Source organism: Mesorhizobium sp. M0518 (assembly GCF_040321125.1).
GTDB lineage: Bacteria > Pseudomonadota > Alphaproteobacteria > Rhizobiales > Rhizobiaceae > Mesorhizobium.
Map to the genome: position 1 here is coordinate 59499 of NZ_JAMYQY010000011.1, position 14919 is coordinate 74417.

A 14919-nucleotide genomic window follows, 5' to 3' on the forward strand; every position below is an offset into this window, starting at 1 on the left:
TTCGGCGTAGACCGTGTTACCCATGGCTCAGGACCCCGCCGTCTCCGGCGATGCCGCGCATCGCGGGCAGGGCATTTTGAGCAAGGTCGTGGATGTCGGCGAAGCCGAACTCCCTGACCTCCCAGTCGTCGCTCCAGAATGCGATCTTGTCGGTCGCGGCGGCGGCGCCCGGAGGTGGCAAAATCTGAAGGCTTTCGGCCAGCCGGGTCTGCGCCCAGTAGTTGTCGACGCAGTTCTGAAGAAGCGAGGCCACTGCATCGTACCACGGGTCGCCCGGCTCCGGCGGGGCCCCAAGCCGGACGATGGCGAACGGATAACGGCGGCCGACGCGATCCTCGCTCATGCGCCAGACGCCGGCACAGGGCTGGTCGCCGAAAATGCCGCCCTTGACGATGAAGCGCCAGACACGCGAATCCAATTCCCCCTCGTCTGGCCTCTCGCGCAGTTCCATCGACATCCACCGGTCCCAGCGGTCGATGAACGCTCGCGGCAAGTTCGCGGCGACAAAATCTCCGGTCGCCGGAATCTTGCCGAAGAAGCCGGTGCTCATATCTGCGGCGGACATGAGAATTTCTTGAACATTTGCAGGTTGTAAGGGTTTTCGACGCTGGCGGCCTTGAGCTCGAAATCGGCGTACATGCCTTTCGTGCCCAGCCGCAGGCTGTAGACATCGGACAGCGAGGTTCCAGTGAATCGGCCGCTGCGCAGCATCCTCAGCCACGCCCAGCTGCCGGTCTCGTTGAGCATGATTTCGGGCGAACCATCGATGGGCTGGAAGGCGAGCGAGATGACCCCGGTGCCCTCCTTGCCGGGCCAGGTCATCGGTTGCGGCCGCGTCGCGTTGTTGAAGTAGACGAGGGTCTGGCCATCGAGATTGAGCGTTACGCGCGTGACGTTCGGAGACAGGTCCTTGGGTTCCAGCGTGAAGCTCATCACCGGTCCTGTACCGCCGGGAAAGAGATCGTCGCGTATCCGCCTGGCCTGCTCGAAAGCCGCCAGCGCCGAAGGGTCGAGGCCGAAATCGGCACGCCATTTCCACGGCTGGCTGGCGGTGTCGACATAGCTGATCAAATGGTCGTTGGTGAACGCGTCGATCAGGCCCGCCGGTCCGAACAGGCGGGCGAAGTCGCGGACATTGACGTCCACCGCGCTTTCGGGACTGAACGGATAGCGGTCGTTGAGCGCCGCCTGGCAGAAGGGCAGGATGTCGGCGCGCCAGATGGCGTTGAGCTCCGAGGTGACCGCCTTTTGCGTCAACCCGCTGGTGTCGCCGGCGACACCGCCGAGCCAGTCGTCGACCGGGTCGGGCAGGATTTGCGCTTGCCTTGCGACCGCCCCCGTCAGTTCGGCGAGGCCGCCTTGCTTCTTGATGGCATCCTGGGGATCGGGATTGGCCGTGACCGTCTGCAAAACGTTGGACAGCGCCGTCAAAGCCACCACCGCGGCGTCGAGTGCTGGCGGCTGGCCGTCGACCTCGGCAATAGCACCTTTGAGCGGCTTGAAGTGTTCGGCCACCAGGTTGCCGGTAAGATCCACCTCGTCAGCTGAGCCCGCGCGTGGAAGCAGCTTTGCCCCCGTTTTGACGATCTTGCCGAGCTTGCCGAGTTTGCCGAGCAGTTTCGAGCCGCCCTTGGCCGCCGCCTTGTCGTCGGCCGGCGCTTCATCGGACCGGGTAAGCTCGGTCTCCTGAACGACCGCCGTGAGCAGGCGTTTCAGCGCTGAATCGGCGCTGGAAAGATCCTTCAGATTCTCACTGGCGACATTGAGGTCGCTCAACGGCGCCAGCCTCATATCGCGCAGGAAGCTGTCCCACTGTGCGATATAGTCGTCGTAGTAGAGCTTCAGGATGTCCTCGGACAGCGCCGACACGGACGTTTCGGAGTTCTCGGAGCAGCCCCCGGCGAAGACCGCCCGATCCAGCGCCGCTTGTGCTGCCACATCCTCGATCCGGTCGAGAACGGCGTCATGGAAGCCTGCATAGGTGAATGCTCCCGAAATGCCGACGCGAAGCGTCTTGCCGGAGCGACGCGCAAAAACCTTGGCGCCGTTGGGACCGGCGAAATTCGCCGGAATCCATTCTTTGAGCCCGGCCACTACCGGATCGGCCAGCAATTGCTTGTAGGCACGCGCCGGCAATGAAATCGTGCATACCGTTTTCAGCGCTTCGGCAACCAGCGCCTGGTCGGGCTCGATATAGCTTTCGTCGACCGTCATCCGGCGGATGGCCGCAAGCTGATGCTCTTCGGCATCGGCGGTTGGAAATGGTGCTGCGGCCGCGAATTCGGGAAGGCTGTTGACCCACCAGTTCTGGGTGTAGTCGGGATCCATCTGCGACAGACCCGTCATCATACGATAGGTCTTGAGAGCGCCGAGCATGAAATCCGGATCGCGGATCTGCCGCCACATGGTGGCCTCGAGAAGGGCCACCATGTGCGGCTCAAGCACGTTGCGCAAGGCGTGATCGTAGGTGTCGGTCTGAGCCCGCACCAGTTCCGCCGAGGCCGATGGCCCTAGCAGATCCTGGACAGCGGCCGGCGGTGCTGTCCGGGCATTTGAGACCGCGTCCATTGCCTCGAGCGCGCCGTCGATGGCAGGCTGCTGCACCGATGCCGGGTTTGCGGCAGCCGAGGTCAACGGCGTCTGCAGCGCTTCGAACTGGCTTGCCTGGGCCGAGATCGCATTGCGGTTGTCGTAGTAGGACCAGGCAAACACCGCACTGGCCAGCAAGCCCGCTGTGGCACAGGCAGCCGCCGCGCCCCGCCAGATCCAGGCGCGGCGGCGTTGCGCCAGCGGGTCGAACGTACCCAGGCCTGCTTCCTTGAAGATGACTTCGGTGAGCAGGTTCTTCAGGAAGAAGCTGCGTTTCTCGACCCTTGGTGCGGGCAGGACCCGCCGTGGCGGAAGACCGAAAGACGACGACAGCGCCGCGGTCAGTCGGTCGATAGGCGCCCCTTCCTGAGTCGCCGACGTCAGGTAGAGGCCGCGCAGCCATGCAGCCTCTTCATACCGGCTTTCGCCGAACATCGCCTCGACCAGCACCTGGATCGGTTCGGACAGGCTTGCGAGTTGGGCAGGAAACCGGAAGATCTCTGCACGGGCGGCGAGTTTTTCCTCATCCTCCAGGCGCGGCACCAGCCGCCGCTCCAGCTCCGTCGCCAGCGTCGAAATTTCGCGTTCGATGGTCTTGGCATCCACGCGCGCATCCAGCGCGAAGGTCGTTCCCCACACCTGCTCGCGCGAGGCGGTGGACAGACCGCCGAAGAAGGCTTCGAAACCCTTGATCAGATCGGCCTTGGTCAGCATCAGATAGACCGGAAGGCGGATTTCGAGCCGGTCGTTGAGCTCGGCCAACCGGCGGCGGATCTTGCGGCCGTGCGCCTTGATGGCTTCGTCGCCCTCCGAAAGCACGTCGATCGAAAGCGCCACGATGACGCCGTTGAGCGCGCGGCGGCCGCGATGCTTCTTCAAAAGGTCGAGGAAGCCCAGCCATTCCGCCGCGTCCACATCGGGCTGGCTCTCCTGCTGCACATAGCGGCCGGCGGTATCGATCAGAACCGCGTTTTCGGAAAAGAACCAGTCGCAGTTGCGGGTGCCGCCGACCCCTTGCAGGTCGTCGGTGAGGTCGATCGGAAAATTCAGTCCGGACTGCCGCAGAGCCGTGGTCTTGCCGGTGGCCGGCGGCCCGACGATCACATACCACGGCATGTCGCGCAGAAACTTGCGGCCGCCCAGCTTGCGGCGCTTCAGTTCGGCCATCACCTCGGCGAACTTGGCACCCACGGCAGCGACGTTCTCTTCGCCGGGGCTCAGCGGCTTTTCCACCGCGGGCGCGGCAATGTCGGCGACGAACAGGCGGTTGGCGCGGATCGCCCGGCGCTGGGCGACGATCAGCCAGATCAGCCAGAAGATGACCAGCAGCGCGATGATGACGATGCGCACATTTTCAGAGGCGAACGGTTCGTAGGCACCGACCCTGACGATCGGACCGAACACCCAGATGACCAGGGAAAGCAGCGTGATGCCGATCAGCGTCCACAGCCAGCGCGATGTCAGAACCGCCCAGAGGAAGCGCAGGATGAACATCTCACAGCCTCTTTTCGACAAGCACCTCGGCGCGGCGGTTCAAGGCTCGCCCCTGGCGCGTGCTGTCGCTGGCCACTGGATCGGTGGCCGCGCGGCCCTCGGAATGGACGCGGTCCCGTGGCACTCCGTTCTGGACCAGCATGTCGGCAATCGTCTGGGCGCGAGCCTCGGACAGCCGCTGGTTGGTCGACAGCGGATTGGTCTTTTGCAGAGGAACGCCGTCCGTATGACCGATCACCGTGATGTTTCCGATCAGCTCCTGATTGGCGAGGATCACCTTGGCGATCGAACCGATCAGAGGCTCGAAGCCTTCGGTCAGTTGTGGCCGCGACGACTGGAACAGTTCGGGGTTGGAGGCCTGGATGATCAGCTTGGCCAGCGAGACGCTCTCGGTGCCGCTGAGGGCGGATCTGAGGTCGGCCGGTGCACCGGCCTGAAATTCCGGCAACAGCGCAAAATCCACTTTCTCCGGCGGCGGGGCCTCGACGTTGGGCGACGTACGGCTGATGTCGCCGCGTGCAGGCGGCGGCAAGGTGCGCACAAGTGCGGAAAGCTCGACCGCCTGGCTGCTCAGTCCCATCGAGAGCCCGATATGGATCGCTGTGGAAACAACCGCCGCACCGAGCGCCATGACCCAGATCGGAACGATGAAGCGCTGCGGCTCGTCGGATGCGATCACGCCCTTCCAGTTTGGCGACAGTGGCGCGCCTTCAGCGTCGGCATCGCGCAGGAAGCGTGCCGCCGCCACGCGAACGGCATTGAGCGAACGGTCGCCTGATCGCCCAGGCACGCGATATTTGCCGCGGAAACCGAGCGCCATGCAATCATACTGCAGTTCCAGCAATTCGCGATCGCGGTTGGGATGGCGTTCCAGTTCGTCGAGACGCGTGAAGAACTGCGTGCCGGCATCGACATCGCCACGCAGCATGACCACAAGCGGCTGCCGAGGCCAGGCGCTGGCCCCACCCCAGGGCGTGTTCAGAGCCAGATCATCGAGCAACGCCGCCACGATCCAGGCTGCCTGGTCGGCCCTCTCCATCGAGGATCCCGTCGACATTGCCATGTCGCGTGCCCGAACCAGTTCTTCGAGCAATCGGGTGCGCAACGTTTCCGGATTCTCCGGCGGCAGCGCACTCTCGAGCTCGGGAGCGAACTCGAGCAAGGGTGCGAATGCGTTGACAAGCGCGTTCGGGTGGGTCCGAGACCGCTTTACCACCGCCCCCGGCAACAGCGGCGCCATCGGTCGCGGCATCGGCGCGCCGGTCAGTCGTATGCGGGTGCGTTCGCGATCATCCGACAGTCCGAACGGATCATCGCGGCTCATGATCTCACCTGTTCACCGAATAGCAGTCCACCTGCGGCTCGCTTGGCAACACGCCCGAAACGCCGATGACAAAGCCGGGAGCATCGAGCAGCGAGGCCCAATGCTCGCTTTTCTGGTCCAGCTCGAGGCACAGCCGATCGCCATCGTAGGGGATCTCGCGCGGCTGGGAATGAAGCGGTTTCAGCGGAATGCCGGGCAATCGCGATTTCCACAGGCCCTCGAACTGGTCGGCCGAGCCGACAGTCGCCTGATTGACGAATATCTTGCGCAGCGCGTCCTCCGACAGCTCCGAACCGACCCGGATGACGATCCGGCTGGCCACCAGCAGCTTCGGGTTGTCGATGCGGATTTTCCAGACATTGGTCGAATGCCGCATGACAGGCAGCGCACGCGATTTAGGCTCGATGTAACGCAGGCTGAGGATGAGCGAGCGCAGCGCATCCGCCAGCGCCGAATAGGCGGGGCCTGGCGCCATGTGATCGTAAGCGGGTAATTCGCCCAGGCGCCGCGCGCTCGATCCGTAGGTCGCCATCGAACCAGCGAGCCCGGCAAGTTCCAGGTAAAGCTCGGCCGGATGGAAGACATCCTGCGCCAGCATGTGGGCGAGCCGCGGACGCGCCGCATTGGCGAGATTGAGCATCAGCAGATCTTCGACGCTGCGCCCAGGCCCGCCCATGACCATCTTGCCATGCGCCTCGGCGATCTGCTCGAGGCCTGTGACAACTTCCAGAAGCAATTGCCGATACCAGGCCACCGCGCCGGTAATCAGTGTCGGCGGCAGGAAGGTCTCGTCCAGAGAGACGCCACCATCGGCTCGAACCCCCTTGAGGTCGGCTATCGGCAAGGCTGTGTAGCCACCGACCGACTTGCCGGGTGCAAGCAGCAGCGCCTGCGGACGGGCGATCTCGATTTCTTCAGGATCTGAACCGCCCTGGACGGCGTCACGCACCGAAACGACCCGCCCGTGATAGCGTGCTCCCGAGGCGGCTGCGTGTGCCGGATCGAAGCCGACACCTCCCGGAGGCTCCAGAGGCAAGGCCACCAGCACCGGCCCGGCGCTCGTGTCCGGGGTGACCGGCAATGGTCGCGGCGCGTCCATCATGTCTGGAATGGAGAAAGGTGTTCCGTCCGGAAAGATGCCCCGTGCGGACAGGATCGAGATCTGGCCGGCCTCCAGCAATGCCTGATCCAGCGTCAGCTGCTGGAAGCCGAACGTATGCAACTGCCCGGCCTGCAACGCGCCGCGCACCGTCGCCTCGAAAAAGCGATCCTGCTGCTGGAAATGCTGGGTCCGGAGAAACAGACCTTCGGACCACAGCACCCTGTTTGCATCGCTCATGCCGCTACTCTCTGCATCGAGCTCCCCTTGCCCTGGCCGTTAGGCGGAAATGCCGCCGCTGCCAAGCGAGACGTTGACCGTAAATTGTGATCCCGCCGACACTGACTTGGTCGTCCGCCAGTTCCGGCCGCCGGGCTCGCGGATCAGTGCAACGAAGCCCAGCGCCGTCGCGTCCGGCTCGACCGTGATGGTCTTGGACGCGGTCTTTCCCGGCCCGACGGCTATCTGGTCGGATCCGATGAGGTCGCCTGCGAGTGCCGAACCGGCATCCCCCTGCAAGGCAAAGTAGTCGGCGGAATTGAATTTGCCGGTGCTGCGCAGCCGCATGACGAGGACCGTCACCGGCCGGTCGCCGCCGCCCGGTCCCGGGTTCATACCGGCCCCGCCGGTCAGTTTGACGGTGATCACCGATGGTTTCGGCGGCCCGCTCTGGCAAGCCGTAAGCAGCCCGGTTGCGCCCAAGGCGACAATGAATTCGCGTCGATCGATCATGTCTCACTCCTCCTCATATGCATCCCGAAAATCAGCGCCGATTTCGCCCAGAAAGCTTTTTTCCGCGCTCTCGGCGATTTCACGGTGGCGTTTCTGGTAAAGCTCCCACAGCTTGGCGCTGCGTCCGCCCGAAAGCAGCGTGCCGATCGCGGAATTCGATTTCAGCTCTTCCTCGATCGCTGTCGGGTCAAAACGGTCAATCATCCGCCGCAAGGCGCCCTGTACGCCGCGCCAGGCGCGCACGTGATGTTGGGCGAGGTCGCGAACCGCGTCGGCGATTGCCGCTTCGCCGGCGAGAAATCCAGGGCTGCGCTCGGCGAGAAGCGTGACGATGGCGTCGTCGACCGTCGGCAGAAACTTGAGCGGATTGACTTCGGAAGCCCCAACCATGGTCTGGGCGACGCGAGCGTTTCCCTTTTCCTCGGCCCGTTTGCGCAGAAGCTGCATCAGGCCTTCCATCATCAACCGATATTCGCGGCCAAACTTCTCCATTTCCGCAATGCTGTCGCGCTCGGGGAAATCGGCTTCCTCGACACCCATGCCATGCAGGAATGCGGAGCGGAGCGCCATGTCCCCCAGTTGCGGCGCTGCCGGCAGGCGGGCGGGTTTGGCAGCAGCACCTGCCCGCGCCGGAGGCGGGACGTCAGCCGCTTGCGCGGGCAAATCCCAGGGATTGGCGGATTGTGGTCGTTGGGCGATGCGCTCGCGCTGCCCGGCCGAGCCGGTGCCGTTTGCCGAACCGGGCGCCGCGGCCGATCCGAAACCAAAATCATCCTTGAAATCGGACGGCTTTCCATGAGCGGGCTCGGCTCCCCGGCTGGGAGACGGCACGGGGTCGAGGCCGAAGGGGTCCGCCTGGTTCGCCGCGCCGCCCGGTTCGCGGTAAGAGGCGGCATTTTTCGACACAGGCGTTGAAACCGGATCGAGGCTGAACGGGTCATCGAAACCAGGCGAACTGCGCTGGCCGGAGGTGGCACGCTCGAACGCGCCTGGAACCGGCCGTTCGAACGGGTCCGGCAAATCCGCCGGACGTGGCCGTCGCGGCTCTTCTTCGACCGTGGCGGAAAAGAAGTCGTCGTGGCCGATGCTCACCGGCGCCCGGGATGCCGGCGGCAGGCGTTCCGGAGCCGGCTGGCCGGCTGTGGGTGCTTGGGCGGTTGGCGTCTGCAGATCGACATAGACGACGTAGTCGCCCAGTCTTAGCCGCATACCGCTTTGAAGACGCGTCGACTTGCCGGCGCCGAGCGGGCTGTCAGAATCGTTTATGAACAATCCGCTGCTTGACGTATCGGTGACGAAATATCCATCTCGCCCGCCCGAGATCCTGCAATGAGCTCGCGAAACGAACATGTCGGGATCGTCGATCTGCCAGCCTGCGTCCGCGCTGCGGCCGATCACCAGGTCGCCTTCGTCCAGCCGGGTGTGCCGTACGGCCTGGGTGCGTGGCCCTTGCTCCAGCGTCAGCAGCAGGCTCATGTCGCGACCCCCGCCATTTCCGGCTGCCATCCGACGATTGTGCGCAGCCGCAGATCGTCAGCATCGCCCCTTTCAACAGGCCGCGCAAGCCAGGCAGTTCGGCCGAGCTGTACCGCTCCGAGACGGGGCGGCGGCACGGCTTCCCGCGCAAGCACGATGCGCAGATCGACGTCGAGCGATTCCCCGACCATGTCGCGAACGGCTTGCTTGAACAGTTTGAACCGCTGGCCACCGGGCAGGAACGCCTTGAAGTCCTCGTACCCCAGCGGGCCGACACGGAGCTCGATTCGGCTTTGGCGGTTGAAAACGCGCGGGCCGATTGTCGCTCCTCGGCCAAGCCCTGCATAGGCTTTTGCAAGACGGGTCTGGAGCCCGGTTGGGATGATTATCCAGGCGGCGATGAACTCCTTAATCTGAACCGGCACCTTGAACGCTTCCGCCAGGAACAGCGTCAGCCGTTCCGGGCCGTCGACCTGGCTGGCGAGCGAAGCCGCCTGGCGAAGCTTCACCGTATCGAGATCGGTGTTCTGGGTGCCCGGAAGTCCTATTCCCGCCATGGCTTCGAGCATGGCGCGAACGCGCCCGCCGACCGCGCGTTCGACCTGTACGGCCGGATGCGCATCCGCCCATGCCCGATAATACAGGGCGATCATGCGGTGCTGAAGAATGTTGACGAAGTCCACGAATGTCGTGTCGCTGGTTTGCTGGGCATCGGCGCCGGTGAACCAGCGCTGCGACAGACGATCGAGCACCCAGCGTGTCAGATGCAGCGGCAGCGGACCTTCGGGTCCCATCAGGCCGAGATTTGCGACGGTGACCCTGGCCGGAGCCTTGTCCTTCGCGTCGTGGAATTCAACCACGTCCCTGGCCGAAAAGCTAAGACGCACATGCTGTCCGAGCCTTGCAGGCTCGCGCTCTGGCGAGCCGGAATAGCCGAACAGCCCGCCCCTCCGTTCGAGTCGGCGCAACAGTTCGAAGAAGTCGAACGTCCCGGACAGCGCCTCGGCATGGTTCGGGTCGACTGTGTCTAGATCAGGTAGCGATTGCCGGGCGTCATCGGCCATGGCACATCCTCCTGCTTCTGCAGCAGCCGCGTACGGGTTCGCACGAAGCCGTTTATCCCGGCATGCCGGGCAAACAGCCGTGCCAGCAGGGCCGAAAGCAGCAATGTGCTTTGCCCTGCCAGGACCAACTGGTCGACATGCAATGTTACTTCCGTGCCACGTCCAAAGCACATCGGGCCGTCGATCTGCAGCCGTTCGATGACCGACCGCGAGTCGATGCGAACGATCGAATGCACGTTGCGGGCAAGGCTCGGATCTCCCCGGTCGGCGTAAAGATCAAGCAGCGCATGCAGCGGATCGACGCCGCGGCCTTCCTTGGCAAGGCTGAGAAAATTGAGCGCCAGTTGCGCCACCAGCCGCCAGGCGAGATTGTCGGCGCGCGATTCGCCCGCCGCGCCCGAAGGCAGCGCCGCGGGGATGGCCGGGCGAGGCGGACGCAACGCGCCGAGAAGCCGCACCGTTTCGACCGGGTCGCCGGCCTCCAGCGTCAAAGTGGGATTGTCATCGAGGATCGGCAGATCGCGGTTGGTGCAAAGCGCCACGATGTCGACACGCTTCAGCGACCGGTTCGCCTGGCTTTCCACCGGGCGTGAAATTGCCAGGAAAACATCGTCCCCTGCGTAGGAGGTGCGGGTCAGCCCGTCGCGCCGCTCGTCTTCCGTCGCGCGACGAGGACGCCGCTCGGTCGAGTAGACCCAGCCACTGCCACGATTCTGACCCAGGCTGAAGAGCTCCGGAATTTCGGCATCGCTGCCCCCGGTGTCGGCGTCCTCCACGCGGATGACCCGATAGATTTCGAAGTCACGCGCCCGCGTTCGGTCGGCATGCAGCACCTGGCGCGTCCTGCGCGGATCAAGCTCGATGACGTTGCACTCACGCTCGAAGAGATTGATGATCGGCGTTGCGAAAAGTTCGAAATCGGCCGGGGTCAAGTCGGCAAGCTCGGGCACTGGACGCCTGAACATGAAGATGATCTCGAGCCCGGCGGCGCATCGGCGCACGACGGGCTGCAGTCCGGAAACCCGCGCATAGTGAAAGCGCTCGGGCATCATGAAATATTCGCGCAGCAGACGGTACCCCTCGAATGTCGGACGGGTCCGAGGCATCAGGGCTTCGTCGTCGCTGATGCCGATCATTTCGGGTTCCGGCAAGGGCGATACGGGGTTGGTCTTGCCTTCCGCGCGTGCGCCAACGGCCGAACAAGCGCCAAAAATCGCGTCGAGAATCAAGGGTGCCTTGGTGCGCCCGGAAAAATAGAGATCAAGCTTGTCGAGCGACAATTCGTCGAGCCTGCCTTTTCCGGTTCGGGCCAGCACGATGCGGAGCGCCGCCTCGCCGGCCACACCGCCGATCGGCCCTATGCCGGCCGCCGCCAGCGCGCTGCGATCTTGAAAATAGCTTACCGAAGTCACCGCTATCGGCCACAGCGTGACGTCCTGGGCGGTGGTGAAGGTGCAGCGCGTCGAAAGGCCGGGCTGCAGGCCGGAAACCAGCCGGGTGTTGCGCTTGACGACATGGCCGGCAACCATCGTCTGGACCTGCTGGCCGGGTTTCAGCACCACCATAGCCGTTGCCGGCGCCGGCGTGACCAGATCGGGATAGAGGACATCCAGCACGCTGCGTGAAAACCGCGAGCGCTCGGCATCGACTTTCAGCCGGGTGCGCGCCGCGAGAAAAGCGACGCCGTCAAGCAACCGCTCGACATACGGATCCGGACACGGCACCGTGTCGAGGGAGAGATTGCGCGCCACCGCCGGATGCAGGTCGGCAAATTCCGCCGCCAGCGCACGGATATGGGTCAGTTCCTCCTCGTAATATTCCACGAAGACCCGATCCATCTCAGGCCTCCCTAAATTCGGTCCGCGCCAAGCCGTTGTCGAGATTGATCGTGGTGCGCAGACGCATGCGTTCCGGCGTCGGCGTCATGATCAGCACCGCGTCAATCTCGATCTTCAAACCCACGCTCTTGTCGCCAAGCGTCACCGTGACCTTCGTCGTACTTTCCTTGAGGCGTGGCTCGAAGGTAGCAAGCACCGAGCGGATCTCGCGGGCGAGCGCCTCGCGATCAAAATCGCGGGAGGAACGGCCCGAAAAGGAGGGCACGCCGTAGTTGATCACGCTTCGGCGCACCTCCGGGAAATCGGCGAGCGACGGCGGGTTGTCCGCTGCCTGCTCGCTTTCGAGATCGGAAAGAAGCGGAACAGCCTCGAAACGCTCGGTGTTGAACAGGGCCTCGATATCGCGCCGCACGGCCTCCCGGAGCACGCGGGCCGACACGACCACGCCGCGGCTTTCCATCTCCACGCGATGCTGGATCTGAAAGGCCAGGCGGTGCAGGCGCCGCTTCTGATCGGCCGTCAGCTCCGCATCGGCATCGATGAGCCGCGCGCTGCCCGCAACCAGACCCTCCAGCCGGTCGGCGCCGAGTTCGTCCTGCAAGGCCTGGCGCAGCCCGTCTATCTCGGAGGTCATGCCCGGCAGGTCGTTTACGAGGCGGTCCCAGAGAGAGGGCTGGACCGCTTCGCGTTTTGCTCGCGAACCAGCGGTGACCTGCAGCTTGTCCGCGTCGGGCCGCCGGCCCTCACTTGCCGACATAGACATCCATTTCGATTTCGTCATTGCCGTCATAGACGAACTTGATCTTCTTGTAGGCGAAGCTGACCTCTTCCTCGATCAGGTCTTCCTCATCCTCCGCCTGCGACAGGTCGTATTCCATGATCGAGGCGTCGGTGAGGGTGACGACCAGGTAATCATTCGTCTCGCCATCGATGGTCCGGCGAGCCGAGAACACCACTTCGTCCAGCGCCTTGTTCTCGAACAGTGCTTTCTTCAGATAGGGCGAGGACTTGTCGTAGTGCTTGGTGAACTTGATCATTCCCAAGGAGACACGGCCGCGGCGCGAGAGCGAATTCGGATCGTATGGCGCGACTATCTTGTAATCGACCCCGTGGATTTCGATTTCGTCCTCGTGGCCGTCACGAACGCTTGGGCCTTTGATATCCGGAACTTTTAGAAAGCCATCAATCTTCGTACCTGTGGGCATTGTCTTTCTCCACCGCTTTCAAAAAACCAAGATGGTGTTGCTGCAATTCAAGTCTTCACGGACGGTAGTTCCGAGACCAGTCGGAGCGAGGCATTGATGCCCTCGAGCTGGTAATGCGGACGCAAATAGAAGCGGGCGTTGTAATAGCCCGGCCGCCCCTCAACGCTGTCCACCTGAACCTCGGCCGCGGCAAGCGGGCGCTTGGCGCGCGCCTTGTCGTCGGCGAAGGCCGGGTTGGCCAGCACATATCGGTTGATCCATTCGGTCAGCCAGATCTGCATGTCGGAGCGCTCTTTGAACGAGCCGACCTTGTCGCGCGCAATGGCCTTGAGGTAATGCGCAAAGCGCGAGACCGGGAAGAGATAGGGCAGGTTGGCACTCAGCCGCTCATTGGACTGCGCGTCGGGGTCGACCAGCCGCCCCGCCCGCGTCTCGTCGTCCTGCAGTGAGTGTGCGCCGATGAAGGCCGCGAGATCGGTGTTCTTTCGATGCAGGATCGGCATCAGGCCGAGCTTGGCCAGTTCCGCTTCGCGCCGGTCGTCGATGGCGACTTCGGTCGGACATTTCATCGCGATCGATCCGTCATCGGTCGGGAAGCTGTGCACCGGCAGGTTAAGCACCGTGCCGCCATTCTCGACGCCGCGGATCTGCGTGCCCCAGCCATAGAGCTTGTGGCTGCGGTTTATGTTCACGCCCATAGGGAAGGCGGCGTTCATCCAGACATATTTGTTGTGATCGCCCTGCACCTCTTCCTCGAAGGTGAAGCCCTTCACCGGAACGGTATCCGTGCCGTATGGCAGCCGCGCCAGAACACGCGGCATGGTCAGGCCGATATAGCGAGCGTCCTCGCTCTCGCGCAACGACTGCCACGAGGCATAGGCCGGGTTGGAGACGATCTGCTGGAGATCTTGCGGGTTCGGCAATTCCTGCCAGCTGTCCATGCGGAACAGGCGCGGCGAGGCGGCTGCGATAAACGGCGTGTGTGCTGAAGCACAGATGCCGGAGATGTTACGCAACAAACCGACGTCGCGCGGGTGGTTCGAGAATTCGTAGGCGCCAATCACACAGCCGATCGGCTCGCCGCCAAGCATCGAATACTCGTCCGTATAGACTTTCTTGAAGATCGGGCTCTGATCCCACATCTGGCCTTCATAGTCTTCGAGCGTGTCGGCCAGTTGCTCCTTGGAGATGTTCATCACCCGGATCTTCAGCTTCTGATCCGTCTCGGTGTTGTTGATGAGATACCAGAGGCCGCGCCATGTGCCTTCCATCTCACGCACTTCGGGCGCGTGCAGGATCTCGTTGACCTGTGTCGTCAGCATCTTGTCGATGCCCGCGATCAGCGACTTGATCGACTTGATCGCATTGGAGGAGATGGTGGTGGTCTCGGAACGGGACTGCGCCGCGAGTGCGAGATTGCGCACGAGTTGCTGCAGTTTCTCGCTGTCGTCCTTCTTGACCTTGAAATCCTTCTCGAGAAGCCCGCTGAATTCTCCAAGATCTATGGCTTCCGCCTCGGCGGCGACGGCGGCGGTCTTTTGCTGTTCGGCCATGATTTACTCCCCAACCTTGTCGTCGTCGGCCAGCGCCTGGCTGGCGATCTTGCCAAGAAGTGGTTCGTTGTTCAGAAGTTGCGCGATGCGTTTTTCGGCGTCGACGCGGCCATCCATGAAGCCAAGCAGTTCCTCGAGTTGGCGGCGCATCTTGAGGATCTCGGCCAGTTGCGGCACCTGCTCGGCAACCTTGTCGGGAGCGAAATCGCCCATCTTGGTGAAGGTGAGATCGAGCGCCAGTTCCTCGTCGCGCTCCTGGCCTTCGGCTTGCGGCAGCGTGTTCTTCACCCGGGCTTTGACGCGCGGCCCAAGCGCTTCCATGAATCTGGGGAAGCGGTTCGCGTCGGTCTCGACGAAGGACCGGTCCAGCACCGATTTTGACGCTTCCTTGGTCTGCGAAGCGCCGGAAAGGTCGGCCATCACGGCCATGACGAAAGGCAATTCGATCGTGGTCGGACTACCGTAGGTTTCCACGTCGTAGGCGATCTGCACCCGCGGCGCGCGATTTCGTTCGATGACCTTCGCTTTGCTTTCGGCTGGCATGT

General features: G+C 63.4%; 12 protein-coding genes. All 12 read right to left on the reverse strand.

Annotation, left to right across the window (positions count from 1 at the left end; all coding sequences use genetic code 11):
• Nucleotides 1–16: 16 nt before the first annotated feature.
• The 12 genes from tagF to tssB are packed head-to-tail and all read right to left on the reverse strand — an operon-like array spanning nt 17 to nt 14917.
• Nucleotides 17–550 (reverse strand): type VI secretion system-associated protein TagF, encoded by a 534-nt coding sequence (gene tagF / locus NKI66_RS17510; protein WP_050592624.1) that lies wholly within the window; start codon nt 548–550, stop codon nt 17–19.
• The gene (tssM, locus tag NKI66_RS17515; RefSeq protein ID WP_023809150.1) at nt 547–4083 is read right to left on the reverse strand and encodes a type VI secretion system membrane subunit TssM; all 3537 of its coding nucleotides are present in this window, start codon (nt 4081–4083) and stop codon (nt 547–549) included. Before tssM ends, tagF begins: the two co-directional genes overlap by 4 nt.
• A 1-nt stretch (nt 4084) precedes the next feature.
• On the reverse strand, nt 4085–5407 hold the full coding sequence (gene icmH / locus NKI66_RS17520; RefSeq protein ID WP_352752374.1) for a type IVB secretion system protein IcmH/DotU: 1323 nt from the start codon (nt 5405–5407) through the stop codon (nt 4085–4087).
• Between the two features lie 4 nt (nt 5408–5411).
• Nucleotides 5412–6746 (reverse strand): type VI secretion system baseplate subunit TssK, encoded by a 1335-nt coding sequence (gene tssK, locus NKI66_RS17525; protein ID WP_023809148.1) that lies wholly within the window; start codon nt 6744–6746, stop codon nt 5412–5414.
• Nucleotides 6747–6785: 39 nt separating this feature from the next.
• Nucleotides 6786–7238 carry a type VI secretion system lipoprotein TssJ gene (tssJ, locus tag NKI66_RS17530; RefSeq protein ID WP_023809147.1) on the reverse strand — a complete coding sequence of 151 codons (453 nt, stop codon included), beginning with the start codon at nt 7236–7238 and terminating at the stop codon, nt 6786–6788.
• A 3-nt stretch (nt 7239–7241) separates the two neighbouring features.
• The gene (tagH, locus tag NKI66_RS17535; protein ID WP_023809146.1) at nt 7242–8714 is read right to left on the reverse strand and encodes a type VI secretion system-associated FHA domain protein TagH; all 1473 of its coding nucleotides are present in this window, start codon (nt 8712–8714) and stop codon (nt 7242–7244) included.
• Nucleotides 8711–9778, reverse strand: a complete 1068-nt coding sequence (gene tssG / locus NKI66_RS17540) for a type VI secretion system baseplate subunit TssG (protein ID WP_023809145.1) — start codon at nt 9776–9778, stop codon at nt 8711–8713. The genes tagH and tssG overlap by 4 nt, the downstream gene beginning before the upstream one ends.
• Nucleotides 9742–11616 carry a type VI secretion system baseplate subunit TssF gene (gene tssF, locus NKI66_RS17545; protein WP_023809144.1) on the reverse strand — a complete coding sequence of 625 codons (1875 nt, stop codon included), beginning with the start codon at nt 11614–11616 and terminating at the stop codon, nt 9742–9744. Before tssF ends, tssG begins: the two co-directional genes overlap by 37 nt.
• Before the next feature lies 1 nt (nt 11617).
• On the reverse strand, nt 11618–12373 hold the full coding sequence (gene tssE, locus NKI66_RS17550) for a type VI secretion system baseplate subunit TssE (protein WP_023809143.1): 756 nt from the start codon (nt 12371–12373) through the stop codon (nt 11618–11620).
• On the reverse strand, nt 12360–12821 hold the full coding sequence (locus NKI66_RS17555) for an Hcp family type VI secretion system effector (protein WP_027035516.1): 462 nt from the start codon (nt 12819–12821) through the stop codon (nt 12360–12362). Before NKI66_RS17555 ends, tssE begins: the two co-directional genes overlap by 14 nt.
• A gap of 47 nt (nt 12822–12868) precedes the next feature.
• Nucleotides 12869–14374 (reverse strand): type VI secretion system contractile sheath large subunit, encoded by a 1506-nt coding sequence (gene tssC / locus NKI66_RS17560; RefSeq protein WP_023809141.1) that lies wholly within the window; start codon nt 14372–14374, stop codon nt 12869–12871.
• A gap of 3 nt (nt 14375–14377) precedes the next feature.
• Nucleotides 14378–14917 carry a type VI secretion system contractile sheath small subunit gene (gene tssB, locus NKI66_RS17565; RefSeq protein ID WP_023809140.1) on the reverse strand — a complete coding sequence of 180 codons (540 nt, stop codon included), beginning with the start codon at nt 14915–14917 and terminating at the stop codon, nt 14378–14380.
• Nucleotides 14918–14919 lie beyond the last annotated feature (2 nt).